The organism is Roseomonas indoligenes (assembly GCF_017813365.1).
In the GTDB taxonomy this organism is placed as follows: domain Bacteria; phylum Pseudomonadota; class Alphaproteobacteria; order Acetobacterales; family Acetobacteraceae; genus Roseomonas; species Roseomonas indoligenes.
This window is the reverse complement of sequence record NZ_JAGIZA010000002.1, coordinates 310,465-334,924: the sequence shown is the minus strand read 5'-3', so window position 1 is coordinate 334,924 and position 24,460 is coordinate 310,465. Positions and strand designations below refer to the sequence as shown.

The window sequence follows — 24,460 nt, the reverse complement described above, 5'->3', positions numbered from 1 at the left end:
TCGTCTCCTCAGTTCGGCCGGAAGGTGGCGGCGTAGAGCCGCATCCAGTTGCCACGGATGATCTTCTCGATCTCCGGCGGCTGGAAGCCCACTTCGCGCAGGCCATCGGGGATCTGCCCGAGGCCCGAAACGCCCTCCGCCAGCCACTCGGCCTTCGGCGTCCTCACCGGCTTGCCCGCGGAGGAGGCGCCGTGGTCGATGCCGCGGGTCCAGCGGCCCATGCGCATCCAGGCGTAGTCGGCGGGGGTGTTGTCGTGGCCGTAATCGGTGCCGATCGCGACCGTGTCGATGCCCGCGATGTCCACCGTGCGCGCCACCATCTCGCACCAGTTGCGGACGGAAGCGCAGTAGTAGTCGCCGGTGATGTTGCGGTAGACGGCGCAGCCCATCACGCCGCCCGTGTCGCGCAGGGCGTGCAGGATGGCGTCCCCCTTGTTGCGGCTATGGGGAACGAGGCTGGTGGCGTTGGCGTGGGTGACGGCAATCGGCTTCTCGCTGTGCGCGATGGCCTCCAGCGTCGTGCGCTCCCCCACATGGGAGCAGTCGATCAGCATCCCCGCGCGGTTCATCTCCCGCACGACTTCCTTGCCGAAGCGGGCCAGGCCGCCGTCATTCGGCTCGTAGCAGCTGCCACCGACCGCATTCTGGTTGTTGTAGGTCAGCTGCACCACGCGCACGCCGAGTTCCGCGAACATCTCCACCAGCCGGATGCGGCCGCCAAAGAGGTCCGTGTTCTGGAAGCCCAGGATAATCGCGGTGCGGCCGGATGCGTTCACCGCGTCGATCTCGGCCGGCGTGCGGGCGATGGCGCAGGTCTCCGCGTTCTCCGCGATCAGGTCGCGCCAGCGGCCGAGGGCGTCGAAGGACTCCATTGGGTCCTCCCAGAAGCCGCAGGTCACGGTCACGGCGGCGATGTTGCCGCGCCGCAGCGCCGCGAAGACCTCCGGCGTGAAGTGGCCGCACTGAAGACCGTCAATGAGCATTCGCGGATTCCGGCTTGGCGCTGGTGAGGAGGGAAAGGTCCGTGTCGTCGTCGTGGTCGGTGCGGCCGGTGATGCGGCCATCGGCCTCGACGATCACCGGGCCGGCATGGCGGCGCGACTCCGGGGTGTCGGTGGAGAGGGCGGTGTTGGAGAGGTGGTGCAGGTCCCACCACAGGGCCGGCTCCACCACCACGCCCTGGCGCAGCACGCGCTCCAGCACGGCGTCTCGCGCGGCGGTGGGCGCGGCGGCCAGCGTGATCGCGCCCTGCCCGGCCCGGAGCAGCGCGGCGTCGCGGCCCGTGGCGGGGCCTGTGCAGGCGCCGTCGGTGACGAAGACGGACAGGCCCTCGCGCGGAGCGTAGGCGCTGGCGGTGCAGAGCTCCTCCGGATCGCGCAGGTTCGTCACCTCGGCCAGGGCCGCCCCTTCCCGCGCGGCGGCCTCGCCCAGCGCGTCCAGGATCGCCGGCAGAACCACCCAGGCGTGCCCGCCGCCGGCGTCCACGGTCAGGTGGCCGGGCGCGGGCTCGGTGATGCGGAGGGCGGCGACATCGGCGGCGCGCAGATCATCGAAGCGCCGGCGCAGCAGGGGCAGGCCGCCCAGGCCGGCGGCGGCGGAATAGAGCACCACGTCACGCACGGCGGGGATCAGGCCGTGCGGAACCGTGGTGAGGAGAAGGATGCGTTCCACCACCAGCCGCACCTCGCGCGGCAGCAGGGTGACGGGGGCCTCCGTGCAGGCGGCGCTCATGCGTGCGGCTCCGGCGGATAGAACCAGTCGGGATCGGCGCCCGTGGCAAGATCGGCGGCCACCGGGGCGCCGTGGAACAGCACGCCGCGCAGGTTGCGGGCGAGGTAGTCGCGCGTCTTGTCCACCCCGTGCAGCGCGACGTTCATCAGCCGCACCATGTGCGCGGGCACGAAGTCGTCCGCCATGATGTTCACGCGCGGCTGGTGATAGGGCAGGCCCGAGAGGCTCTGCACGCGGGCCACGATCTGGCGGAGGTCCGGACGGACGAGGAGGAGGCGGGCCACGGGCTCCTCGGTGTCGCGCCCGGCCAGGGCGGCGTCCAGCGTCTGGACAAGGCCCGGCACGTCGAGGCCGAGGTTGAAGGTGCCGGGCGGGGCTTCGGCCTTCGGGCCGCGGCGCGGCTCCTCGGCGGTGGCGGACTTGTACCAGACGTGCTCGTAGGCACCCGGCCTCGCCAGGTCCATCGCCAGCGCCCAGTCGTATTCGCGCCGCAGGATGGCGCGCAGGGCACCGGCATGCATGGCGGGCTGCACCGCCATCTCCTCCGTCACGATCATGGAGCGGGCGAGGTGGTCGGCCTCCTCCGGCACCAGCTCGATCATGAGGGAAAGGAGGGTTTCCTCCGTCTCCGGGTGGAAGCGGGCGGTGACCTGTGCGGCGAGTTCGTCTAGCGGATAGGCGGCCTTGCTGCCCGTCGCGTGCAGGGCGGCGACGAGGCCGGCCACCGCCTCCAGTTCCTCCGCGATCAGGGCGCTGGGGGCAAAGGCGTCGTAAACCATGCGGTCCTCGCGCCGGAAGCGCGCGGCGCGGCGGACCAGGGTTTCCAGATTCGCCAGGCGCTCGTCAGCGGCCTGAACCGGCAGGGCGCGGGCGGCGGCGATGGCCTTCTCCCGCGCGGCGATCCAGGCGTTGATCAGGCGCGGGTGGTTGTTGATGAAGAGGATCAGGCCCAGCGCGGAGCCATTGCCGATGCCGAGGAAGCGGCGCACCTCCGGGGAAAGGGCCACCGCATCCGGCGATTGCAGCGCGGCGAGGTGGTTCGCGAGGTCGGCGGCGAATTCCCGCATCATGTAGGCGGCCAGCATCTGCGCGGCGAGCGGGTGGCGCAGCGCGTGGCCTTCCTCCAGCGCGAGGAAGGAGCGCGTGCCGAAGGTGCCGTTCCCGTCCAGCCCCGTGTTGCGCATGAGGTAGCAGGACTGCGCGACGAGCGCGGCATCCGGCTGCCGGCCGGAGGCCAGGGCCGCCACGGTGGCGTCGAAGACTCGCATGGATCGGTTGGAGCGGCACCAGATGAGCGTGCCGGGCGTGGCGCGGCCGGCATAGAGCTTCGGCAGCTCCCGCCGCGTGGTCTCCACCACCTCCTCCGTCGCCACGCCCTCCACCAGCGCCCCGGTCATGTCCCAGGTGCGGCCGATGATGCGGCCGGTGCGGCCGGCACGCTGCGGCGTGTTGGAGTAGACGAGGAAGGAGAAGGTGCCGCCGGGCGTCGCGATCTCGTAGATCGCGGTGCCCGCGGAATCCGCGCCGATGTCGAAGCGCCGGGTGGCGATCCGCCAATGCTCGGCGATGGCCTGGGCCATGAGCGCGCGGGAGGCGGAGACGCGGCTGGGCTGGAAGGCCGCCAGCCGCTCCGGCTGCATCAGGAAGGCGGGGTCGCGCGGCGCGGGCCGCGCGGTGTCGTCTTGCGGCGCGTGCGCCGCGGCGGGTTCGAGCGCGGCGCTCACGCGGGGCGGCCCTCCATGATGGCGCGCAGGCGGCGGGCCGCGGCGCAAAGGGGTTTGATCCAGCCGTCCGGCGCGAAGCGGTGGGCCGGCGCGACGAGGGAGAGGGCGGCGGCGCAGGCGCCGTCATGCCCGAAAACCGGGACGGCGGCGGCGCGGATGCCCTCCATCGTCTGGCCGGAGGAGATGGAATGGCCGCTCTGCCGCACCTCCTCCAGGACCGCGGGGTCGAGGCCGGGGGCGAGACGACGTGCTTTCGCCGGATCGAGATAGGCGAGCAGGACGCGGCCGGAGGCACTGCCCTCCAGGTCCATGGCGGCGCCGACGCGCATCTCCACGCGCAGCACGCCGCTCGGCTCCACGCGCTGCACGATGCGGGGCACGCCGTCCTCCAGCACGGCGAGGGAGGCGGCCTCACCCGTGGCGGCGCAGAGCGTCTCGAGGACGGAGAGGGTGCGATCCCCGAGCCCGGCCTGCTCCGTCGCGGCCTGGGACAGGCGCGCGGCGCGGAGGGTGAGGCGGAACTGGCCCTCGGGCGTCTGCTCCACCCAGCCAGCCGCCATCAGGGTGACGAGGCGCTGGTAGATCGTGGCCCGCCCGGCGCCGAGTTCGCGCGACAGCACGGAGAGCCGGACGGGGCGCCGGCTGTGGCTGAGGTGATCCAGCAGGGCAAGGGTCTTCAGCGCGGAGGCAAGGGGGCGGACGCCACCCTCACTCGCCGCCTCGGCCTCCTCCGGGATATCGGTTCCGTCGGGCACGTTGTATCCTGAATGAATACGATGTCTTCGAACTGAAGCGATAGTTCACCGGCCGGCGATCTCCGTCAAAAGGTTTCTGGCGCAGCGAGACGGTTTTCTCTGGGCGGCGCGGCGGAGCGCGCAGCGCTGCCGGCGGAGCAGCACGGCCGGGCGGCCTAGTATCCGCCCCGGAAATCAGCTTCGGCGCAGGTCCCTCGTGCCCGCGCTCGCCCAACCCTACCGGTTCGCCCCGCCGCCCCAGAGCACCACGCCCGCGCCGAGGAGGCAGAGCGCGCCGCCCACGAGGTCCCAGCGGTCGGGCATCCGTCCTTCCACGGCCAGAAGCCAGGCGATGGAGGCGGCGACATAGACACCGCCATAGGCCGCGAAGGCGCGCCCCGCACCAGAGGCCTCGGAGAGCGTGAGCAGCCAGGCGAAAAGGGCGAGGGAGGCGAGGCCGGGCAGCAGCGCCCAGGCGCTCCAGCCCAGCCGGCGCCAGCCCCAGAATGCGAAGCAGCCGCCGATCTCGGCAAGCGCCGCCGCGGAATAGACAAGCGCGGTTCCCATGCCGGAAAGCTTGCCATGGCACCCCCGGGAACCCCAATTCCCGGCCATGAAGCGTTTCTGGGAACAAGCTGCCATCCAACCGGTCGAGACCGGCTGGGGCATCGCCCTCGATGGGAAGCCGCTGCGCCTGCCGGGCGGCACCACCCTGCACCTGCCGAGCCGCCCGCTTGCCGAGGCCGTGGCGGCCGAATGGCATGCCGCCGGCGGCACGAAAGGCGGCGAGATGTCGATGGAGGAGGTGCCGCTGACGCGCCTCGTCGGCACCGCCGTGGACCGGATCGCGCCCGATCCCGCGCCCAGCGTGGCCGCCATCGCGGAGTACGGGGAGAGTGACCTGCTCTGCTATCGGGCGGAGGACGCGCGTCTGGCCGCGCTGGAGGCCGAGAACTGGCAGCCCCTGCTGGACTGGGCGGCGCTGCAATACGACGCGCCGCTCTACGTGGCGAAGGGCATCGCCCATGTGGCGCAGCCGCCCTCCTCGCTGCGGGCGCTGCAGGCGGCGGTGGCCGCGCACTCGCCCTTCGGGATCTCGGCGCTGGGTATCGCGGTGCCGGCGCTGGGCAGCCTCGTGCTCGGCCTCGCGCTCTCCGCCGGGCGGATCGACGCGGCGGAGGCGCACCGGCTGGCGACGCTGGACGAGACCTATCAGGAATCCTTCTGGGGCACGGATTCGGAGGCGGAGGCACGGCGGGCGCGGATCGCGGCCGATATCGCGCTCTCGGCGCGGCTGCTGGAACTCTCCCGGTGAAGGCCCGCCTCCTCCGCATCCGCGGCCGCGTGCAGGGCGTGGGCTACCGGGACTGGATGGTGCGGGAGGCGGGCGCGGCCGGGCTTTCCGGCTGGGTGCGGAACCGGGCGGACGGCACCGTGGAGGCCCTGCTGGCGGGGGAGGAGGACGCGGTGGGCTCCGTGCTGCTCGCCGCCCGCCGGGGGCCGCGCGGGGCCTATGTGGAGGGGATCGAGGAGAGCTTCGCGGAGCCGCCGGACGGGCCGGGCTTCCAGCGGCGGCCGACGCTCTGAAACGCGGGCTTTCCTGATGCGCCCCGGTGCTAACCCTGGCCGATGAGGGCCCTGTTGCGCCTTGTCCTGATCGTGCTGCTGCTGGTGGCCGTGGCGCCCGTCGTCACGGTCTGGGCCATGCAGGAACGCTTCCTCTTTCCCGCCCGGCACAATGGCCAGCCCGTCGCGGCCGCGGGGATCTGGCAGATGGAGCGTTTGGAGGTGCCCGGCTCTGGACGCCTCGCCTTCCTCTTCGCCGATGCGGCCACGGATCCCGGGGCGCCCGTGCTGCTCTTCCTCCACGGGAACGGGTCCCGCGCGGCCTGGTCCGCGATGGATACGGAAAGCCTGGCGAGGGCCGGCATTCCCGTCGTCGCCGCGGAGTATCCGGGCTATTCCGGCAATCCCGGCGCGCCTTCCGAGGCCTCCCTTCGGGCCACGGCGGAGGCCATGGCCGCCTGGGCCCGCGCCCGCTGGCCGGGGCGGCGCCTGGCGGTGCTGGGGGAGAGCATCGGTTCCGCCCCGGCCATCCACCTGGCCGCGACCGGCCGGGCCGATCTTCTGGTGATCGACAGCGGCTTCACCTCCATGTCCGCCACCATCCGCGTCCACCTGCCCTGGCTGCCGGCCGTGGGCCTGCTGAACCGGCACCCGATGGACGGCATCGCCGCCATCCGGGCCGCCATCCGCGCCGGGCGGTCGATGCCGCCGACGCTGGTGATGGTCTCCGCCGCGGACCCGGTGGTGCCGACCGCCATGGGGGAGGCGCTGGCGGCCGCCATTCCCGGCAGCACCCTCCACCGCTCGGGATGGTCAGGCCATCCGGTCATCCACGGCGATCCGCGCGCGCGGGAGGTGCTGCTGGACTGGCTGGCGGGCCATCATGGCCCGCCGGCGTGATCGTCAGCGCTGCACGTAGGCGGCGCCGGTGAAGAGATCCTTGAACTCCCGCGGCTGGGACCGCCAGTACTGCTTCGGCGCGGCCACCCGCGCGCCGAGCTTCGCCGCGGCGTGCCAGGGCCAGCGCGGGTCGTAGAGGATGGCCCGCGCCAGGGCCACGGCATCCGCGTCGCCGCCCGCGATCACCGCCTCCGCCTGCTCCGGCTCGGTGATGAGGCCGACGCCGATGACGGGCAGGTCCACCGCCGCCTTCACCTGGCGGGCGAAGGGAAGCTGGTAGCCCGGCGCCAGCGGGATCTGCTGGCGCGGGGAGACGCCGCCGGTGCTGACATGGATCGCGTCGCAGCCGCGCGCCTTCAGGGCACGGGCCATGGCGATCGTGCTCTCCACGTCCCAGCCGCCGGGCACCCAGTCCGTGGCGGAGAGGCGCATCCAGACCGGTCGATCCGTCGGGAAGGCCTCGCGCACGGCGTCGAACACCTCCAGCGGGAAGCGCATCCGGTTCTCGAGGCTGCCGCCATACTCGTCGTTGCGGACATTCGCGAGCGGGGAGAGGAACTGGTGCAGCAGGTAGCCGTGGGCGCCATGGATCTCGATGCCGTCCAGCCCGATCCGGGCGGCGCGGCGGGCGGCCTCCACGAAACCCTGGCGCACCCGTGCAAGCCCGGCATGGTCCAGGGCGGTCGGGGTGTCCTCGCCCTCGGCATGGGCTAGGGCGGAGGGGGCTTCGGTCCGCCATCCGCCGGGCTCGCCGGGGCGGATCTGCGTGCCGCCGTCCCAGGGGGCGCGGCTGGAGGCCTTGCGGCCGGCATGGGAGAGCTGGACGGCGATCGGCATGGCGGAGTACCGCCGCGCCGCCGCCAGGACCCGGCCCAGCGCCGCCTCGTCCTCGTCGGAGTAGAGGCCGAGATCCGCGGGGGAGATGCGGCCCTCCGGGGAAACCGCCGTCGCTTCCAGCACCAGCAGCCCGGCGCCGGAGAGGGCGAGATGGCCGAGATGGATGGTGTGCCAGTCCGTCGCGCGCCCGTCCTCCGCCGAGTACTGGCACATCGGGGCGATGACGATCCGGTTAGGCAGCTCCAGCGCGCCGAGCAAAAGGGGTTGGAAAAGCTGGCTCATCGGCATCTCCGGAAGTCGGGCGCCCGGGATTCGGGTCGGGCGCCGCAGACTTCCCTATCGCGCCGCCTCCGCCTACCCCACCCCTTCCTCCCGCCCGGGGACGGCGACGTCGTAGGCGTTGAGGAGGACGGAGACGAGGCAGTAGGCGCCGACGAGGTAGGTCAGCTCCGCCACGCCCTCCGCCCCGAACGCCTTCAGCGCGGCCTGATAGGTGGCTTCCGGCAGCTGCCCGCCGCCGACGAGGACTGAGGCGGCGTCGTAGGCGGCCGCCTCCTCCGCGGTGAGGTCGGAGGGGCGGTTGCCCGCAACGATGGTGGCGACTTTGGCCTCCGACAGGCCGCGGGCCGTCGCCACCTTCTCATGCGCGTAGAGCTCGTAGCGCGAGCGGAACCGGGCGCCGGTGACGAGGATAGCCACCTCATGCGCCGGTTTCGGCAGGGTCGAGTTCTCTGACAGGGCGGCGATGTAGTCCCAGAGGGGGCCGCCGAATTGCGGGAAGTGCAGCATCGGCGCGAAGGGGCCGATCAGCGCGCCGTCCGGCCGCTCCGACACGAAGCCCTGCAGCCAGCGGCCGATATCCTTGCGGAGCCGAGTGTCGAGCGGGCGCTGCGCCTCGGTGAGGGCCTCGGGTGGGATCGGGGGAAGGCGCATGGTCGGGTCTCCGGCCCCGCGGGTCCCAGGGCCGGTTCCCCGGGGCCGGCGCGGCATGCGCGGGCTAAGCGCGGCGGTCCGCGGCGGGTTCCCGGGCCCATGGCAGCCCCGCGCCTATCGCAGGCAGTCCAGCAGTGGCCCGAGCTGGCCCACCCGCCGCTCGATCACCGCCGCCCGGCGCTGCACCCGTTCGGAAGGCTGCGCGGCGGACCAGTTCAGGGGGCTTGGCAGCACCGCCGCCAGTCGCGCCGCCTCCCCCCGCGTCAGCCGGGCGGCGGGCTTGTTGAAGAAGGCCCGGGCGGCGGCCTCCGCGCCGTAGATGCCGGGGCCGAACTCCACGCTGTTGAGATAGACCTCGATCACCCGGCGCTTCGGCCAGAGAAGGGCGACCTGCGGAGTCAGCCAGGCCTCCACCAGCTTCCGCACGGGGTCGCGCCCCGGCCAGAGGAAGAGGTTCTTTGCCGTCTGCATGGTGATGGTGCTGGCCCCGCGCGGCGTCTCGCCATCCTGCCAGGCCTCCACCTCCTCGCGGATGGCGCCGAAGTCGAAGCCTAGGGACTCGCGGCAGAAGTTGTTGTCCTCCCCAGCCACCACCGACTCCGCCAGGGCGGGGGCGATGGATTCGAGCGGCACCCAGTCGTGCCGCATCCCCTCCCCCACGTCCTGGCCAATCCCTTGAATGGAGCGGATGATCATCAGCGGCGTGGCGGGCACGGGGGCGAAGCGGAAGACGCCGATCAGCGCCAGGGGACCGAGCAGAAGGACAAGAAGCAGCTGGAGCAGCCGGCGGCGCCAGCTCACCCTGTAGGCGGGACGGTGCAACAGTTCCTGGCGGCCCATGGCCCCGTGCTGGCCGCCGGCCCGCCCCGCGTCAAGCGCGCCCGGTTCCATCTTGCACCGCAGCAGGGTTTGCCCCATGTTCAGCGCGTGCCCGGCCCTGCCGTGGCCACGCCCCGGCCGCGTGAGACGGCCGCCCCGCGCAATGATGCGCGCGGCCCTGACCGGGGCGTTGCGATTTTCCGATACCTGGATGCGACCGGACACGCGGGGCGCCTCCACCCGCCCTGGCGGCCCGGGATTGGGCCGCCCCGATTGGAATCCATGACGCAGTTCAACGAGCTTGGCCTCGCGGCGCCCCTTCTGCGCGCGCTGGAGGAGGAGGGCTACACCTCCCCCACCCCTATCCAGGCCCAGGCCATTCCCGCCGCCATCGCCGGCCGCGACGTGCTGGGCATCGCCCAGACCGGCACCGGGAAGACGGCGGCCTTCGCGCTGCCGCTGCTGCACCGGCTGGCGAACGATCCGAAGCGCGCGGCGCCCTATACCTGCCGCGTCCTCATCCTCTCCCCGACCCGCGAGCTGGCCTCGCAGATCCATGAGAGCGTGCGGGCCTATGGACGGCACATCCGCCCGAGCACCGCGCTGATCTTCGGCGGCGTGCCGGAGAACCCGCAGAAGCGCGCCATGGCCAAGGGCGTGGACGTGCTGATCGCGACGCCGGGCCGGCTGATGGACCTGCTGAACCAGCGCGCCCTGAAGCTGGAGGGCATCGAGGTCTTCGTCCTCGACGAGGCCGACCAGATGCTGGACCGCGGCTTCTGGCCGTCCATCCGCCGCATCGCCGGCATGCTGCCGCGCACGAAGCACACGATGTTCTTCTCCGCGACCATGCCGGAGGACATCGCCAAGCTCGCGAAGGAGCTGCTGCCCGACCCCGTGCGGGTTGAGGTGACGCCGGTGGCCACCACCGCCGAGCGGGTGAACCAGCGCGTGATCCACACCTCGGCCGACGGCAAGCGCCGCCTGCTGGCCGATCTGCTGCGCGGCGAGGGCGTGGGCCGTGCCCTGGTGTTCAGCCGCACCAAGCACGGAGCGGACCGCATCGTGAAGCAGCTGGAGCAGGACGGCCTGGCCGCCGGCGCCATCCACGGCAACAAGAGCCAGGGCCAGCGCGAGCGGGCGCTGGAGGCCTTCAAGAAGGGCACCGCCCCGATCCTCGTGGCCACGGACATCGCGGCCCGCGGCATCGACGTGGACGGCGTGACCCACGTGATCCAGTACGACCTGCCGGAGGTTCCGGAGACCTATGTCCACCGCATCGGCCGCACGGCCCGTGCGGGCGCCTCGGGCGAGGCGGTGGCGCTGGTGGCGCCGGACGAGATCTCCCTCCTCCGCGCCGTGGAGAAGCTGACCCGTCAGCAGGTGCCGGCCGAGGGCGAGATCCCGACCGGCCCGGTGCCGCGGCGGCCGAACCGCCAGCAGCAGGGCCGTCCGCCGCGCCGCGACGGGAATGGCGGCGCGCCGCGCGAGGGGCAGCGCCACTCCCAGGGTCGCCCGGGCGGGAATGCCGGTGGAGTAAACCGCGCCGCGGGCCAGCCGCCGCGCCGTGATGGCGGCGGCCAGCGCCGGCCGGAGCCCGCGCGGGGCGACGCGCCGCGCAAGGACCGGTCCTGGCGGGAAGGCGACTTCCGCGACAGCGGCCGCTGAGACAGGGGGGCGTCCCGCGAGGGGCGCCCCTTTTTTTGTCTCGGCCCTGGAAAGGCGGATCGGGGCCTGCTCTAAGCCCTGCCGCAGACGGGGGAACGATGACCGGAATGGATCAGGCGGCATCCGGCCTTGTCGCGGGCGCGGAGGAGAGCGGGGCCTATCGCGTCTTCGGGCGCGAGGAATGGGCGGCGCTGCGGTCCAACACCCCCCTGCCCCTGACCGATGCCGATGTGCGGGGCCTGCGCGGCGTGGCCGACCAGGTTTCGCTGGCCGAGGTGGCGGATGTCCACCTTCCCCTCTCCCGCCTGCTGAACCTGCACGTCACCGCCGCGCGCAATCTGGCCTCGGTGCAGGACACCTTCCTCGGACGCCCGGCCAGCGTGCCGCCCTATGTCATCGGGATCGCCGGCAGCGTGGCAGTGGGTAAGAGCACCTTCGCGCGCCTGCTGCGGGCCGTGCTGGCCCGCTGGCCGGACCATCCGCGCGTGCAACTCGTCACCACCGACGGCTTCCTCCTGCCCACCAAGGTGCTGGAGTCGCGCGGGCTGATGCGGCGCAAGGGCTTCCCGGAGAGCTACGACCTGCGCCGCATGATCGGCTTCCTGCGCGCGGTGAAGGCGGGTGAGGCGGAGGTCTCGGCTCCCGTCTACTCCCACCTGAGCTACGACATCGTGCCCGGCGAGTCCGAGGTGGTGAGCCAGCCCGACATCCTGATCTTCGAGGGGCTGAACGTGCTGCAGACGGCGGGTGCCGCCGTGCTGGCCTCCGACTTCTTCGACTTCTCCGTCTACGTGGACGCGGCGGAGGAGGACATCGAGGCCTGGTACGTGCAGCGCTTCCTGGTCCTTCAGCGCACCGCCTTCCAGGACCCCCGCTCCTACTTCCACCATTACCGCGACCTGTCGGAGGCGGAGGCGACCGCGGTGGCGCGGGGGATCTGGCGGGAGATCAACCACCCCAACCTGGTGGAGAATATCCAGCCTACCCGCCCGCGCGCGCACCTGGTCCTGACCAAGGGACCGGACCACGCGGTGCGCGAGGTGGCGCTGCGGCAGATGTAGGTCCCTACCGCTCGGCGTGCTCCAGCATCCGCCGGGCCACCTCGCGCTCGCTCATCACGATGTGGTCCGCGCCCAGGCGCTGCAGGTGCTCCACCGCGGCGTCCGAGTGGGCGCGGGCGGTGATCTCCAGGTCCTTGTTCAGGGCACGGGCCTGCTCCACCACCTGCCCGGCCTCGAAGGCCTCCGGCACCGTCACGAAGAGCCGGCGGGCGGCGGGCAGGTTTGCGGTGGCCAGCACCTGCGGGGCCGCGGCATTGCCGAGCACCGTGGGCAGGCCATCCGCGCGGGAAAGGGCTGCGGTGGTCTCGCCGTCCTCGAAGACCAGGACGGGGCGGCCGGATTCGCGCAGGCCCTGGGCGACGAGGCTGCCGACGCGGCCATAGCCCACCACCACGTCGTGGTCCTCCATGGCCGGGACCTCCTCGGCCGCCTCCTCGGGCGGCAGCGGCACGGGGGCCGGCTCCGGCGCGGGCTGCGGCGGCAGTTCCGCCGCCTCGGGCACGGCCGGGCGGGGCGCCGCGGCCGCGCGCCGTCTCTCAACCAGTGCGAAGAGGAAGGGGTTCACGAGGATCGAGAGGATGGCGCCGGCCAGGATCAGGTCCCGCCCCTCCTGCGGCAGCAGGCCGAGCGAGCCGCCGAGCCCGGCCAGGATGAAGGAGAACTCGCCGATCTGGGCCAGGCTGGCCGAGATGGTCAGCGCCGTGCCGACGGGCCGGCCGAAGGCGCGCACGATGAGGAAGGCCGCGACGGATTTGCCGAGCACGATGATGGCGAGGGTCGCCAGCACCGCGAGCGGCGCGGTGAGGAGGATATGCGGGTTGAACAGCATGCCCACGGAGACGAAGAACAGCACCGCGAAGGCGTCGCGCAGCGGCAGCGCCTCCTCCGCCGCGCGCTGGGAGAGCTGGCTCTCGCCCATCACCATGCCCGCGAAGAAGGCGCCGAGGGCGAAGGAGACGCCGAAGAGCTCAGCCGCGCCGAAGGCGACGCCGAGGGCGATGGCGTAGACCGCCAGCCGGAACAACTCCCGCGAGCCGGTATGGGCGGCGTGGTGCATCACCCAGGGGATCACGCGGCGCCCGGCCACGAGCATCACCACCACGAAGGCCGCGACCTTGCCGAGGGTGATGACGAGCGTGACGAGGAGCTCTCCGATCGAGAGGCCCGCATCGCCCTTCAGCGCCGGCGCGATGGCGGGCAGCAGCACGAGGGCGAGGACCATCGCCAGGTCCTCCACGATCAGCCACCCAATGGCGATGCGGCCGCGCTCCGTCTCCGCGATGCGGCGTTCCTGCAGGGCGCGGATGAGGACGACGGTGGAGGCAACGGAGAGGGAGAGACCGAAGACGAGCCCGCCGCCGATGCCCCAATTGAACAGCCAGCCCAGCCCCATGCCCATCGCCGTGGCGACGGCGATCTGGCCGATGGCGCCGGGCAGGGCGATGGAGCGGACCTCCATCAGGTCCTTCAGCGAGAAGTGCAGGCCGACGGCGAACATCAGCAGGATGACGCCGATCTCGGCGAGCTGGTTCGCCAGCTCCTGGTCCGCGACGAAGCCGGGCGTGAAGGGCCCGACCGCGACGCCGGCCAGGAGGTAGCCCACCAGCGGCGAGATCTTCAGCCGGTTGGCGGCCATGCCGAAGATGAAGGCCAGGACGAGGCCGAGGGCAATGGTGGCGATGAGCGGGGTGTGGTGATCCGGCAATGGTCCATCCTGTGCGGTTCGAGTGACGCACACAGAATAATGAACGTCTCGTCATCAGGCCACCGACAAGGCCGTGACCTTCCGAAGTTTTTCTCGTTCCGCCACACTTAGCAGGGATTTGTAAGCGCCGGGTGTCAGTAAAACCGAAAACTCAGCGCCATCCAATCGCTTATCCCCCGAAAACCTCCGCCCAGGCGGACATCAAGGCCGAATCCGCCTCCTCCATCGTCGCGGGAATGCCCAGCGCGTGCAGGCTGGTCACGCCGTGCTCGCTGATGCCGCAGGGCACGATGCCACCGAAATGGGAGAGGTCGGGTTCCACGTTCAGCGCGATGCCGTGCCAGGAAACCCAGCGGGAGACGCGGACGCCGATGGCGCCGATCTTCGCTTCCCTCCCGGTGGCGCGGTCCGCCACCCAGATGCCGACGCGCCCCTCCCGCCGCTCGCCGCGAATGTTGAAGCGGTCCAGGGCGCGGATCATCCACTCCTCCAGCCCGTGGACATAAGCGCGCACGTCCCGCGCCGGGACGGCGCCATGGGGGCGTGTGAGGTCCAGCATCACATAGGCCGTGCGCTGGCCCGGGCCGTGATAGGTCCACTGGCCGCCGCGCCCGGCATCGAAGGTGGGAAAGCGGGTGTCGAGCAGGCCCTCCGCCCGGGCGGAGGTGCCGGCGGTGTAGCTCGGCGGGTGCTCCACCAGCCAGACCGCCTCCCCCGCCGTGCCGGCGCGGATTCCCGCGACGCGGGCCTCCATGGCGGCCAGCGCGTCCGGGACGGTGATGCGTTCCTCGGAAATCAGCCATTCGGGGGCCGGAACCCCGGTTGATGCCGCCGCGCTCATCGGTTATACGCCGCCCCCTGCCTGCGGTCATGGCGGAATGGTAGACGCGCCAGCTTGAGGTGCTGGTGGGGGAAACCCCGTGGAAGTTCGAATCTTCTTGACCGCACCATCTTCTTCATCAGTCCAGGCAGGTATCCCGGCCGCCCTGGCGGCGCCCGTGGGTGCCATGTAGCGCGCCGGTTGCTGCTATCCCAGGGGCCGGGAGCCAGGGCTCAGCCGCGGCCGGACCCGAATTCCGGCCCCTCGCCCACCGCGATCCCCGGCTTGTCCGAGATGCTCCGGTTCACCATTCCCGTGCCGTTGCAGGACAGGCAGGGCTTGCCCATCAGCTCGCCCGCGCCCTGGCACTCCTCGCACACCATCTCCTCGGTGCCCGGCGTGCCTCCCGGTGCGGCATCGCCCGGCCGGGCCTCGCCGCCCGGATCGTCCGATGGTCCTGGCATTCCCGCCTCCGTCCCTTGGTGCCATGCGCCGAACGCGAAGGCGTCGCCCCGGTTCCCGTCTGGCGCCACGCCCTGCACAGGGCCATAACGGCCCTATGGACGAGGATTTCCGCAAAGCCGCGCTCGACTATCACCGCCTTCCCCGCCCGGGGAAGCTGGCAATCGAGCCCACCAAGCGCATGGCGACCCAGCGCGACCTGGGCCTGGCCTATTCCCCGGGCGTGGCGGCGGCCTGCCTGGAGATCGCGGCGGATCCGAAGACCGCCTACGACTACACCACCCGCGGCAACATGGTGGCCGTGATCACCAATGGCACGGCGGTGCTGGGGCTGGGGGCGATCGGCGCGCTGGCCTCCAAGCCGGTGATGGAGGGGAAGGCGGTCCTCTTCAAGAAATTCGCCAATATCGACTCCATCGACATCGAGGTGGAGGAGCGCGACCCCGAGCGGTTCGTGGAGGCGGTGGCCGTCCTTGAGCCCTCCTTCGGGGCGATCAACCTCGAGGACATCAAGGCGCCGGAGTGCTTCGAGATCGAGCGCTCGCTCCGGGCGCGGATGTCGATCCCGGTCTTCCACGACGACCAGCACGGCACGGCGATCATCGTCGCGGCCGCCGTGCGGAATGGCCTGCTGCTGCAGAACAAGCCGATCGAGGCGGCGAAGATCGTCACCTCCGGCGCCGGCGCCGCGGCGCTGGCCTGCCTGGACCTTCTCGTGGCGATGGGCGCGCAGCGCGAGAACATCACGGTCTGCGACATCGAGGGCGTGGTCTATGAGGGCCGGGAGGTCCTGATGGACCCCTACAAGTCCCGCTACGCCCGCGCGACGAATGCGCGGACGCTGGCCGACGCCCTGCCGGACGCGGATGTGTTCCTCGGCCTCTCCGCACCGCGCGTGCTGAAGGCGGAGTGGCTGCCCTCCATGGCGCCGAGCCCGCTGATCCTGGCCCTGGCGAACCCGGAGCCGGAGATCCTGCCGGAGGCGGTGCGGGCGGCGCGGCCGGACGCGATCGTGGCCACCGGGCGTTCGGACTACCCGAACCAGGTCAACAACGTCCTCTGCTTCCCCTTCATCTTCCGCGGCGCGCTGGATGCCGGGGCCACCACGATCAACGAGGCGATGAAAGTCGCCTGCGTGGAGGCCATCGCGCGGCTGGCGCGGGCGGAGGCGAGCGAGGTGGTGGTAGCGGCCTATGGCGGCCAGGCGCCGATTTTCGGGCCGGACTACATCATCCCCAAGCCCTTCGACCCCCGGCTGATCCTGGAGATCGCGCCGGCGGTGGCCCGCGCCGCGATGGAGTCCGGCGTCGCCACCCGGCCTATCGCGGATTTCGACGCCTATCGGGAGGGGCTGGAGCGTTTCGTGTTCCGCTCCGGCGACCTGATGCGCCCGGTCTTCGCCGCGGCACGCGGCGCCGGCCGGCGCATCGTCTATGCCGAGGGTGAGGACGAGCGGACGCTGCGCGCCGTGCAGACCGTGCTGGACGAGGGCATCGCGGACCCCGTGCTGATCGGCCGGCGCGAGGTGATCGCGGAGAAGGTCCGGTCCATGGGCCTTCGCATGGACCTGGACGACAGCGTGCGGGTGATCGACCCCGCCGCCGACGAGACGCTGACGCCGCTGCTGCCCTTGTACCAGGGCAAGGTCGGCCGGCGCGGAATCCCGCCCGATGCGGCCGCCCGCGCGCTGCGCACCCGCCCCACCGTTGCCGCCACCATGCTGCTGGAGACCGGGCAGGTGGACGCCGCCATCGTGGGCGGGCTGGGCGAGTGGATGACGCATTGGCACCAGGCCTTCGACATCGTGGGCAAGCGGCCCGATGTCGGCCGGGTCTACGCGATGACGGGGGTGATCCTGCCGGCGGGCACGCTGTTCTTCGTGGACACCCACCTGCTGGTGGAGCCGGACGCGGAGCAGATCGCGGAGATGACCCTGCTGGCCTCGGAGCAGGTGCGGGCCTTCGGCGTGGTGCCGCGCGTGGCGCTGCTCTCCCACTCCTCCTTCGGCGCGTCGGATGCGCCCTCCGCCCGCAAGATGCGGCAGGCGCTGCGGCTGATCCGGGAGCGGGACCCGTCCCTCGAGGTGGATGGCGAGATGCACGCGGATGCGGCGCTGGAACCGGCGATCCGCGCACGTGCCGTGGCGGACGGTCGGCTGACGGACTCGGCCAACCTGCTGGTCTTCCCGAACCTGGATGCCGCCAACATCGCCTACAACCTGCTGAAGGCGGCGGCGGACGGCCTGCAGGTCGGGCCGATCCTGCTGGGGATGAACAAGCCGGTGCACGTGATGGTGCCCAGCACCACCGCGCGCGGCATCGTCAACCTTTCGGCGATTGCGGCGTCCCAGACGGCCTGAGCGGCGGGGCGGCCCGGTGGGGCCGCCCGTCGAACGGGCCCGTCAGGGCCTGGGCGTCGGGATGACGATGGACGAGGGGGGCGTGGTCATCGTCGGCCTGGGCGGGGCGGCGGTGATGCTGAGCCCGAGGTCCCGCACCATGCGCTCCGGCGGCAGGCCGGCCGCGCCCACCATCTCCATCATCGGCACGGGCTTGGCCGGGCGCAGCGCGATCTCGATGCTGCCGAGATCGCGCGCGAAGCTCGCCAGGGCTTCCCGCATCCGCCGCAGCTCCAGCGGTTCCTTCGGCCCGCTGCCCGGCATGGGGGTGCGGAGGGCCATGGTGGCGTAGCGCTCCCGCAGCTGGCGCTCCGGCACCCTCTCCTGCGCGGCCTGCTGGGCCAGCACGGCGCGGAGCAGCCCGTCCTCCGTGTAGCGGATGGAGAAGGCGGCGATGGACCAGTTGGCGATGAGCGCGAAGGGATCGTCCGCCGTCGGGTTCGGGGCGCCGGCCTTCGGCACCTCGACGCCCCGGACATCCATGCTGATGCCGAGGCGGCCCATGTTGGCGGCCTCGATGGCGAAGGGGTTGGCCGTCATCTGCCCCTCGGGCGTCAGCTTCGCCACCATGGCGATGCGGGCGAGGACCTCCTTGAAGCCCAGATCGGCCAGCCAGGCGCCGCCGAACTCGTCGGGCAGGTTGAAGCCGATGCCCTCCACCGCCAACGCGCTCACCTGCGTGGACGGGGCGGCGGGATCCCAGCCGCTGGTGACGCGCATCTCGCCGACCCTCACCAGGGGGGTGCCGCGGCTGCTGACCGTCAGGCCCTGCAACTCGCCGGACTGGTCCTGGCCCTGCACGGGCTGGGGCGGGTTCACGTCCTTGGCGTAGGCATGGGCCATGTCGCGCAGCGGCACGCCGGCCACGCGCAGACGGCCGAGATCGGCGGCGAAGGGGCCGGTCTCCGTGCTGGAGCCCTCCACCCGCAGACCCTCGGCGATCAGGTTCGTGTTGCGGCCCTCGCCCCAGGCATCGGCCTGCACCCGGCCCATGCGGATCGCGACATTCTCCTTCTCGACCTTCAGCTCCACCCCTTCGAGCAGGGCGGCGTCGGCGGCCAGGGCCCAGGGGTCCACCTCCGCGCCGATGCGCGGCACGACGGCGCCGGCGAGCCGGGCGCGGCCGAGGGCCATGCGGGTCTCGCCCTTGCTGCGGTCCACGAAGGTCAGGCCTTCCAGCACCGCCTCGCCCAGGCGGCCGGGGGCGTAGCCGCTGACGGAGAGCCGGCCCAGCGCGGCCTCGCCGCGTCCGGTGGCCTCCACGCGCAGCCCTTCGGCCTGGCCGGATTCGATGGCGGCGGCGGACCAGTCCACCGGCTTGCCCGGGGCGCCCGGGGGCAGGACGAGGCCGGCGAGGGTGACGCGGCCGAGGGTGGCGACCATCGGGCCGGGGGCGTCGCCGCGCTTCGCCTCCTCCAGCCGCACGCCGCTGGCGGTGGCCGCGGCGACGCGGTCCTCCGCCAACCCGTTGAGGGTGACCTCCTCCATCGTCAGGCGGTTGGGGCCCTGGCGCACGGTGACGCCGGCGAGGCGGGCGGCGCCGGTGACGGGATCGACCTGGCGCTCCCGCCACTCCACCTGGGCATCGGGGCCGAGGGCGGTGCGCAGGCGCGCGATGGCGGCGTTCAGCTGCCGGTCCGCCTCCGCCTGGGCCAGGGCGCCGGCGGCAATCGGCAGGATGAAGCAGCCCGCGAGAAGCAGTCGGCGGTTCATGCGGCGTCTCCTGTAATTCGCCGCAGGCTAGGGGCGGCGGGGGAACTGCGCCATTCAAGCATGCGCCAGCCGTTCCGCGCGGCGGTCCGGCACCCCATGTCCCCTGGGATGGCCCAGCTGCCGGTTCCCGCCCCGCCCTCTTCCGCCGTGGCCGCCTTCCTGCGGAAGGCCGCCTCGGTCCCGGCCCTGCGTACCGCGCCCTCCCCCGCGCGGCTGCTGTTTGCCGTGGACGCGACGGCCAGCCGCCAGCCGACCTGGGACCGGGCCTGCCACCTGCAGGCCGGGATGTTCGCGGCGGCGGGGCGGCTCTCCGTCAGCCTGGCCTACTACCGCGGGCACGGGGAATTCCGCGCCACCGCCTTCCTGGCCGATTCGCGCGCCCTGGCGGCGGCGATGACGGGCGTGGCGTGCCGGGGCGGCCACACGCAGATCCTGCGCCTGCTTCGTCACACCGAATCAGAGGCGGCGCGCGAGAGGCTGCACGCCCTGGTCTTCGTCGGCGATGCGGTGGAGGAGGATCCCGGCCCCATCCTGGCCGCCGCCGCGCGGCTAGGCGCCCGGGGGGTGCCAGGCTTCATTTTCCAGGAGGGGGACGATCCCGGCGCCACCCCCGTGCTCCGCGGGATCGCCCGGGCCAGTGGCGGGGCCTGGGCGCCCTTCGACCACCGCAGCCGCGACGCGCTGGCGGCCCTGCTCCGCGGCGCCGCCGCCTTCGCGGCCGGGGGGCGGGAGGCGCTGGCGAAGCTGCCGGAGGCCGCCGCGCTGCTGGCCCAGCTTCCGGCGCCGGGGGCCGGGCGATGATCGCGCTGGCCGCGGGTGCGGCGCTGCTGGCCCTGGCGCTGGGCGGGCTGGCGGCCTTTGCCCAGGCGAGCGTCACGCAGGTGAAAAGAGGGGTGGCGCTGCTGGCCGCAGGTCTCGGGCTACTCCTCGCGGCCGTGCTGCTGGTCTCCGGGCGGGCGGGGCAGGTGTTCTGGGCGGCGACGCTGTTCCTGCCCGTCCTCTGGCGGTGGTGGCGCGCGCGGCAGCCCCCTTCCCCGCTGGGCGCGGCGCCGGCGGACGAGGTGGAGACGGCGATGCTGGCCATGCGGCTCGATCCAGCCTCCGGCACCCTGTCCGGGCGTGTGCGGCAGGGGCGGCACTCCGGGCGGGACCTGTCCGACCTTTCGCTGGAGGCGCTGCACGATCTGCTGGCCGAAGCGGCGGCGGAGGACCCGGAGAGCGTGCCGCTGATCGAGGCCTGGGCGGACCGTGCCCATCCCGCCTGGCGGGATGCCGGACGGCGCGGCGCCGGCGCCGCGGACCCCATCTCGGACCGGGCCGAGGCGCTGGCGGTGCTCGGCCTGGCCGAGGGCGCGACGGAGTCCGAGATCCGTGCCGCCCATGCCCGGCTGATGCGGATCGCCCACCCCGATGCGGGTGGATCGGACTGGCTGGCGGCGCGACTCAACGCGGCGCGGGACGTTCTCCTCCGCTGAGACGACGCCTACAACCACCGGACGCATTCCCAAGTGCTTCAGGTCATGGCAAACCTGCGGCGCAACACCAGTCGGGAATCGACAAAGTGCCGAAGCCCCTCAAGAAGGCCGTCCTGCCCGTCGCTGGATTGGGCACCCGCTTCCTGCCCGCGACCAAGGCGCTGGCGAAGGAAATGCTGCCCGTCGTCGACAAGCCCCTCATCCAATACGCGGTGGAGGAGGCGCGGGACGCGGGAATCGAGCAGTTCTGCTTCATCACCGGCCGCGGGAAGACCGCGATCGTCGAGCACTTCGACGTGGCCTACGAGCTGGAGCGCACGCTGAAGGAGCGCGCCAAGGACCAGATCCTGGCGGACCTCCGGGCGAGCGCGGTGGAGCCGGGCAGCATCACCACCGTGCGCCAGCAGGTGCCGATGGGGCTGGGCCACGCCATCTGGTGCGCCCGCACCTTCATCGGCGACGACCCCTTCGCCATCCTGCTGCCGGACGACCTGATGCAGTGCGACGTGTCCTGCACCAAGCAGCTGGCCGACGCCTACCAGGAGACGGGCGGCAACGTGGTGGCCATCGAGGAAGTCCCGATGGAGCGCGTGAACAAGTACGGCGTGCTCGACGTGCTGGAGGACAAGGGCAAGCTGGTCTCCGTGAAGGGGCTGGTGGAGAAGCCGAAGGTGGAGGAAGCGCCCTCCAACCTCACCATCATCGGCCGCTACGTGTTGATGCCGGAGGTGGTCCACTATCTCTCCGCCATGGAGAAGGGCGCGGGCGGCGAGGTGCAGCTGACGGACGGCATGGCGAAGTTGATCGGAAAGCAGCCCTTCCACGGCCTGCGCTACGAGGGCCGGCGCTTCGACTGCGGCGACAAGGCCGGCTACCTGGAGGCGCAGATCGCCTTCGCGCTGAAGCGGCCGGATCTGGCGGGTGCGGTGCGCGAGTTCCTGCCGAAGTACATGGGCTGACGCCAGGGTTGGGGCGACCGCTGGTCGCGCTCCTCCCACAGGGTTCCGGGGGCGCGGCCGCAGAAGCGGGCGCGCCCTTGCCGTTGACGGGTGGGAATGAAATTCGTGCTTTCTCGCCCCGGCGCCTCAAGGCCGCCATGAAGGGCAGCATTATTCCCGAGCTGCGAGCTGCCTTGGACCCTGCCGCCTTCCGCGGATACAGGTCCCCCTACCGGTCCACCGGACATTTCTGAGACGCGAGACACCATGCCGAGCTTCAGCCACCGCTTCGACCCGACGAGCCTGCGCGAGTACGACATCCGCGGCGTCGTCGGGAAAACCCTGTCCGGGGAGGACGCCTTCGCCATCGGCCGGGTCTTCGGCTCCATCGTCTCCCGTAAGGGCGGGGCGAAGGTGGCGGTGGGTTATGACGGCCGCCTCTCCTCCCCGATGCTGGAGGAGCGGCTGGTGGCCGGGCTGATGGCCTCCGGCATGGAGGTGATCCGCATCGGTTGCGCGCCGACGCCGATGCTCTATTTCGCGGCTTACCACTTCGGCACCGACGGCGCCGTGATGGTGACGGGCAGCCACAACCCGCCGGACTACAACGGCTTCAAGTCCATGATCGGCAAGAAGCCCTTCTTTGGCACCGACATCCAGAACCTCGGCAAGATGGCGGCCGAGGGCGATGTGGTGGAGGAGGCGCAGGGCTCCTCCCGCCAGGAGGACATCGCCGAGGACTACGTGGCCCGGCTGATGCAGGATTATGACGGCGGCGAGCGCAAGCTGAAGGTGGTGTGGGACCCCGGCAACGGCTCCGGCGCCGAGATCACGAAGACCCTGGCCGCGCGCCTGCCGGGCGAGCACTTCGTGATCAACGGGGAGATCGACGGCAACTTCCCGGCCCACCACCCCGACCCGACGGTGGCGAAGAACCTGGAGCAGATCATCGCGGAAGTCGCGAAGCGGGGCGCGGACCTGGGCATCGCATTCGACGGCGACGCGGACCGTATCGGCATCGTGGACGACCAGGGCAACATCTTCTTTGGCGACCAGCTGATGGTTGTCCTGGCGCGGGACGTGCTGAAGAACAAGCCGGGCGCCACGATCATCGCCGACGTGAAGGCCAGCCAGGTGCTGTTCGACGAGATCGCCAAGGCGGGCGGCACGCCGATGATGTGGAAGACCGGCCACTCGCTCATCAAGTCCAAGATGGCGGAGACCGGGGCGCCGCTGGCGGGCGAGATGTCCGGCCACATCTTCTTCGCGGACAAGTGGTACGGCTTCGACGACGCGCCTTACTCCGCCGTGCGGCTGCTGGGGATCGTGGCGCGCATGAGCGAGAAGCTCTCCGCCGTGCGGGATGCCATGCCGAAGGTGATCAATACGCCGGAGCTGCGCTTCGACTGCGCCGAGGACCGCAAGTTCAAGGTAGTGGCCGAGGTGAAGGACCGCCTGGCCGCCGAGGGCGCGAAGGTGCAGGACGTGGACGGCGTGCGCGTGCTGACGGATGACGGCTGGTGGCTGCTCCGCGCCTCCAACACCCAGGCCGTGCTCGTGGCGCGCGCCGAGGCGAAGACCGAGGAAGGGCTGGAGCGGCTGAAGGCCGGGATCGCGCGCCAGCTTGAGGCGAGCGGGCTGGCCGCGCCGGATTTCTCCGGGGAGAATGCGGGGCACTGAGCGCCCCCCATCTTTTCTGAGGCACACTGCCGGATCGGCGCATCCTCGCGCGCCGGTCCGGCACCCCCTTTCTCCGTGGCGGGGAATTGTGACCGCTCCTGACGAGTGGCCCATGACGCAGTAGAACAGGCGCGACCACGGAGCGACCCGGATGCTGCAACCGCCCCCCGCCGAACCCGGCATGCGCGAGGAGGAGGTGGACACCCCCGCCCTCCTGCTCGACCTCGACGCCTTCGAGGCGAATCTGGATGCCATGGCGGCGCGGCTGGCCGGCACGGGCGCGAAGCTGCGGGCCCACGCGAAGACCCATAAATCCCCGGTGGTGGCGCTGCAGCAGATGCGGCGCGGCGCGGTGGGGCAGTGCGTGCAGAAGGTGGCGGAGGCGGAGGCCCTGGCCTGGGGCGGGGTGCCGGACATTCTCGTCTCCAACCAGGTGGTGGATCCGCGCAAGCTCCGGCGGCTGGCGGCCCTCTCCGGCATCGCGAAGGTGGCGGTCTGCGCGGACGACGCCGGCGCGATCGACACCATTGCCGCGGTGGCCGAGGCGGCCGGGCGGCGGATGGAGGTGCTGGTGGAGATCGATGTCGGCGCCGGGCGCTGCGGCGTCTCGCCCGGGCCGGTGGCGGTGGCATTGGCGGAGCGGATCGCCGCATCGCCGCACCTGATCTTCGGCGGGCTTCAGGCCTATCACGGTAATGCCCAACACAAGCGGAGCATCGAGGAGCGCCGCGCCGCCATTGCCGGCGCTGCGGAGGGGGTGAGGCGCACGGTGGAGCAACTGACCCAGCGCGGCCTGCCCTGCCCCATCATCGGCGGCGCGGGCACCGGCACCTATGAGCTGGAGCTGGAGGCAGGGCTGTGGACGGAGATCCAGGCCGGCTCCTACGCCTTCATGGATGCGGACTACGCCGCCAACGGGAACCCGCCGGCCTTCCGGCAGAGCCTTTTCGTGCTGGCGCAGGTGATGTCCGCCCCGCGGGACGGTGTGGCGGTCCTGGATGCCGGCCACAAGGCGGTGGCGGTGGATTCCGGCCTGCCGCTGATCTGGCAGAGACCGGGCATCCGCTATGCCGGCGCCTCCGACGAGCATGGGGCGCTGGCGGTGGAGGGCGGCGAGCGGCCGCGGATCGGGGAGAGGATGCGGCTGGTGCCCGGCCATTGCGACCCGACGGTGGACCGCTACGATTGGTATGTCGGCGTGCGGCGCGGGCGGGTGGAGTGCCTGTGGCCGGTCTCCGCGCGCGGCGGGATGGCCTGAAACGAGAAAGGGGCCGGCGCGAGGCCGGCCCCTTCCAG

At 72.0% G+C, this 24,460-nt stretch carries 23 protein-coding genes and 1 tRNA gene; 12 read left to right on the top strand and 12 right to left on the bottom strand.

All coding sequences use genetic code 11. The annotated features are described in order from the left end of the window. Positions 1-8: 8 nt before the first annotated feature. From J5Y10_RS03895 to J5Y10_RS03875, 5 genes are all read right to left on the bottom strand, one after another. A complete protein-coding gene (locus J5Y10_RS03895) occupies positions 9-983 on the bottom strand; it encodes a dipeptidase (RefSeq protein WP_209370886.1) in 975 nt (324 codons plus the stop codon). Further along, a complete protein-coding gene (locus J5Y10_RS03890) occupies positions 973-1,731 on the bottom strand; it encodes a hypothetical protein (RefSeq protein WP_209370884.1) in 759 nt (252 codons plus the stop codon). Before J5Y10_RS03890 ends, J5Y10_RS03895 begins: the two co-directional genes overlap by 11 nt. Next, entirely contained in the window at positions 1,728-3,455 is a 1,728-nt protein-coding gene (locus J5Y10_RS03885; RefSeq protein ID WP_209370882.1) for a hypothetical protein, read from the bottom strand. Before J5Y10_RS03885 ends, J5Y10_RS03890 begins: the two co-directional genes overlap by 4 nt. Then, positions 3,452-4,210, bottom strand: a complete 759-nt coding sequence (locus J5Y10_RS03880; RefSeq protein WP_209370880.1) for an IclR family transcriptional regulator — start codon at positions 4,208-4,210, stop codon at positions 3,452-3,454. The genes J5Y10_RS03885 and J5Y10_RS03880 overlap by 4 nt, the downstream gene beginning before the upstream one ends. Before the next feature lie 216 nt (positions 4,211-4,426). Continuing rightward, positions 4,427-4,756: a YnfA family protein gene (locus J5Y10_RS03875; RefSeq protein WP_209370878.1), complete on the bottom strand. Its 330-nt coding sequence runs from the start codon at positions 4,754-4,756 to the stop codon at positions 4,427-4,429. Between the two features lie 46 nt (positions 4,757-4,802). Between J5Y10_RS03875 and J5Y10_RS03870 the strand changes: the two genes are divergently transcribed. Genes J5Y10_RS03870 through J5Y10_RS03860 form a run of 3 tightly spaced genes read left to right on the top strand, consistent with a single transcriptional unit; the run spans position 4,803 to position 6,655 of the window. Beyond that, positions 4,803-5,504, top strand: coding sequence for an ATP12 family chaperone protein (locus J5Y10_RS03870; RefSeq protein WP_209370876.1), 702 nt, complete (start codon positions 4,803-4,805; stop codon positions 5,502-5,504). Continuing rightward, on the top strand, positions 5,501-5,776 hold the full coding sequence (locus tag J5Y10_RS03865) for an acylphosphatase (protein WP_209370874.1): 276 nt from the start codon (positions 5,501-5,503) through the stop codon (positions 5,774-5,776). The genes J5Y10_RS03870 and J5Y10_RS03865 overlap by 4 nt, the downstream gene beginning before the upstream one ends. A 54-nt stretch (positions 5,777-5,830) precedes the next feature. Next, positions 5,831-6,655: an alpha/beta hydrolase gene (locus J5Y10_RS03860; protein WP_209370872.1), complete on the top strand. Its 825-nt coding sequence runs from the start codon at positions 5,831-5,833 to the stop codon at positions 6,653-6,655. A 3-nt stretch (positions 6,656-6,658) separates the two neighbouring features. Here the strand turns inward: J5Y10_RS03860 and J5Y10_RS03855 are convergent, their stop codons facing one another. The 3 genes from J5Y10_RS03855 to mtgA form a co-directional block, all read right to left on the bottom strand. Continuing rightward, positions 6,659-7,774: an NADH:flavin oxidoreductase/NADH oxidase gene (locus J5Y10_RS03855; protein ID WP_342452830.1), complete on the bottom strand. Its 1,116-nt coding sequence runs from the start codon at positions 7,772-7,774 to the stop codon at positions 6,659-6,661. Between the two features lie 72 nt (positions 7,775-7,846). After that, the gene (locus J5Y10_RS03850; RefSeq protein ID WP_245214281.1) at positions 7,847-8,425 is read right to left on the bottom strand and encodes a carboxymuconolactone decarboxylase family protein; all 579 of its coding nucleotides are present in this window, start codon (positions 8,423-8,425) and stop codon (positions 7,847-7,849) included. Between the two features lie 114 nt (positions 8,426-8,539). Next, positions 8,540-9,469: a monofunctional biosynthetic peptidoglycan transglycosylase gene (gene mtgA / locus J5Y10_RS03845; protein WP_342452829.1), complete on the bottom strand. Its 930-nt coding sequence runs from the start codon at positions 9,467-9,469 to the stop codon at positions 8,540-8,542. Between the two features lie 57 nt (positions 9,470-9,526). On the opposite strand from mtgA, the gene J5Y10_RS03840 reads away from it, so the two are divergent. Both J5Y10_RS03840 and coaA read left to right on the top strand, forming a co-directional pair. Continuing rightward, positions 9,527-10,912 (top strand): DEAD/DEAH box helicase, encoded by a 1,386-nt coding sequence (locus J5Y10_RS03840; RefSeq protein ID WP_209370868.1) that lies wholly within the window; start codon positions 9,527-9,529, stop codon positions 10,910-10,912. Between the two features lie 107 nt (positions 10,913-11,019). Beyond that, positions 11,020-11,973 (top strand): type I pantothenate kinase, encoded by a 954-nt coding sequence (gene coaA, locus J5Y10_RS03835; RefSeq protein ID WP_209370866.1) that lies wholly within the window; start codon positions 11,020-11,022, stop codon positions 11,971-11,973. Positions 11,974-11,977: 4 nt separating this feature from the next. Here coaA and ybaL read toward each other — a convergent pair whose 3' ends face one another. Both ybaL and lipB read right to left on the bottom strand, forming a co-directional pair. Then, positions 11,978-13,678: a YbaL family putative K(+) efflux transporter gene (gene ybaL, locus J5Y10_RS03830; RefSeq protein WP_209370864.1), complete on the bottom strand. Its 1,701-nt coding sequence runs from the start codon at positions 13,676-13,678 to the stop codon at positions 11,978-11,980. 169 nt (positions 13,679-13,847) lie between these two features. Then, a complete protein-coding gene (gene lipB / locus J5Y10_RS03825; RefSeq protein ID WP_209370862.1) occupies positions 13,848-14,519 on the bottom strand; it encodes a lipoyl(octanoyl) transferase LipB in 672 nt (223 codons plus the stop codon). A gap of 23 nt (positions 14,520-14,542) precedes the next feature. On the opposite strand from lipB, the gene J5Y10_RS03820 reads away from it, so the two are divergent. Beyond that, positions 14,543-14,628, top strand: a tRNA-Leu gene (locus J5Y10_RS03820). Between the two features lie 103 nt (positions 14,629-14,731). Here J5Y10_RS03820 and J5Y10_RS03815 read toward each other — a convergent pair. Continuing rightward, complete coding sequence (locus J5Y10_RS03815; protein ID WP_209370860.1) at positions 14,732-14,962, bottom strand: hypothetical protein; 231 nt, start codon at positions 14,960-14,962, stop codon at positions 14,732-14,734. Positions 14,963-15,057: 95 nt separating this feature from the next. Here J5Y10_RS03815 and J5Y10_RS03810 point away from each other — a divergent pair, with 95 nt between their 5' ends. Beyond that, the gene (locus J5Y10_RS03810; RefSeq protein WP_209370858.1) at positions 15,058-17,319 is read left to right on the top strand and encodes an NADP-dependent malic enzyme; all 2,262 of its coding nucleotides are present in this window, start codon (positions 15,058-15,060) and stop codon (positions 17,317-17,319) included. Positions 17,320-17,361: 42 nt separating this feature from the next. Here J5Y10_RS03810 and J5Y10_RS03805 read toward each other — a convergent pair whose 3' ends face one another. Next, positions 17,362-19,071 carry an aq_1923 C-terminal domain gene (locus J5Y10_RS03805; protein ID WP_209370857.1) on the bottom strand — a complete coding sequence of 570 codons (1,710 nt, stop codon included), beginning with the start codon at positions 19,069-19,071 and terminating at the stop codon, positions 17,362-17,364. A 60-nt stretch (positions 19,072-19,131) separates the two neighbouring features. Here J5Y10_RS03805 and J5Y10_RS03800 point away from each other — a divergent pair, with 60 nt between their 5' ends. From J5Y10_RS03800 to J5Y10_RS03780, 5 genes are all read left to right on the top strand, one after another. Continuing rightward, positions 19,132-19,872, top strand: coding sequence for a VWA domain-containing protein (locus J5Y10_RS03800; RefSeq protein ID WP_245214280.1), 741 nt, complete (start codon positions 19,132-19,134; stop codon positions 19,870-19,872). Then, positions 19,869-20,546, top strand: coding sequence for a J domain-containing protein (locus J5Y10_RS03795; RefSeq protein ID WP_209371291.1), 678 nt, complete (start codon positions 19,869-19,871; stop codon positions 20,544-20,546). Before J5Y10_RS03800 ends, J5Y10_RS03795 begins: the two co-directional genes overlap by 4 nt. 86 nt (positions 20,547-20,632) lie before the next feature. Continuing rightward, positions 20,633-21,505, top strand: a complete 873-nt coding sequence (gene galU / locus J5Y10_RS03790) for a UTP--glucose-1-phosphate uridylyltransferase GalU (RefSeq protein ID WP_209370856.1) — start codon at positions 20,633-20,635, stop codon at positions 21,503-21,505. Positions 21,506-21,751: 246 nt separating this feature from the next. Then, complete coding sequence (pgmG, locus tag J5Y10_RS03785) at positions 21,752-23,164, top strand: phosphoglucomutase/phosphomannomutase PgmG (protein WP_209370855.1); 1,413 nt, start codon at positions 21,752-21,754, stop codon at positions 23,162-23,164. Between the two features lie 151 nt (positions 23,165-23,315). Beyond that, complete coding sequence (locus J5Y10_RS03780; protein WP_209370854.1) at positions 23,316-24,422, top strand: DSD1 family PLP-dependent enzyme; 1,107 nt, start codon at positions 23,316-23,318, stop codon at positions 24,420-24,422. Positions 24,423-24,460: the final 38 nt, after the last annotated feature.

Bases quoted from the DNA above. Each gene is read 5' to 3' on its own strand.
- J5Y10_RS03895 (WP_209370886.1), bottom strand. From the start codon at position 983: ATGCTCATTGACGGTCTTCAGTGCGGCCACTTCACGCCGGAGGTCTTC.
- J5Y10_RS03870 (WP_209370876.1), top strand. From the start codon at position 4,803: ATGAAGCGTTTCTGGGAACAAGCTGCCATCCAACCGGTCGAGACCGGC.
- J5Y10_RS03855 (WP_342452830.1), bottom strand. From the start codon at position 7,774: ATGAGCCAGCTTTTCCAACCCCTTTTGCTCGGCGCGCTGGAGCTGCCT.
- J5Y10_RS03795 (WP_209371291.1), top strand. From the start codon at position 19,869: ATGATCGCGCTGGCCGCGGGTGCGGCGCTGCTGGCCCTGGCGCTGGGC.
- J5Y10_RS03850 (WP_245214281.1), bottom strand. From the start codon at position 8,425: ATGCGCCTTCCCCCGATCCCACCCGAGGCCCTCACCGAGGCGCAGCGC.
- lipB (WP_209370862.1), bottom strand. From the start codon at position 14,519: ATGAGCGCGGCGGCATCAACCGGGGTTCCGGCCCCCGAATGGCTGATT.
- J5Y10_RS03805 (WP_209370857.1), bottom strand. From the start codon at position 19,071: ATGAACCGCCGACTGCTTCTCGCGGGCTGCTTCATCCTGCCGATTGCC.
- J5Y10_RS03800 (WP_245214280.1), top strand. From the start codon at position 19,132: ATGCGCCAGCCGTTCCGCGCGGCGGTCCGGCACCCCATGTCCCCTGGG.
- J5Y10_RS03815 (WP_209370860.1), bottom strand. From the start codon at position 14,962: ATGCCAGGACCATCGGACGATCCGGGCGGCGAGGCCCGGCCGGGCGAT.
- J5Y10_RS03890 (WP_209370884.1), bottom strand. From the start codon at position 1,731: ATGAGCGCCGCCTGCACGGAGGCCCCCGTCACCCTGCTGCCGCGCGAG.
- J5Y10_RS03840 (WP_209370868.1), top strand. From the start codon at position 9,527: ATGACGCAGTTCAACGAGCTTGGCCTCGCGGCGCCCCTTCTGCGCGCG.
- J5Y10_RS03810 (WP_209370858.1), top strand. From the start codon at position 15,058: ATGGACGAGGATTTCCGCAAAGCCGCGCTCGACTATCACCGCCTTCCC.
- coaA (WP_209370866.1), top strand. From the start codon at position 11,020: ATGGATCAGGCGGCATCCGGCCTTGTCGCGGGCGCGGAGGAGAGCGGG.
- J5Y10_RS03875 (WP_209370878.1), bottom strand. From the start codon at position 4,756: ATGGGAACCGCGCTTGTCTATTCCGCGGCGGCGCTTGCCGAGATCGGC.
- pgmG (WP_209370855.1), top strand. From the start codon at position 21,752: ATGCCGAGCTTCAGCCACCGCTTCGACCCGACGAGCCTGCGCGAGTAC.
- J5Y10_RS03780 (WP_209370854.1), top strand. From the start codon at position 23,316: ATGCTGCAACCGCCCCCCGCCGAACCCGGCATGCGCGAGGAGGAGGTG.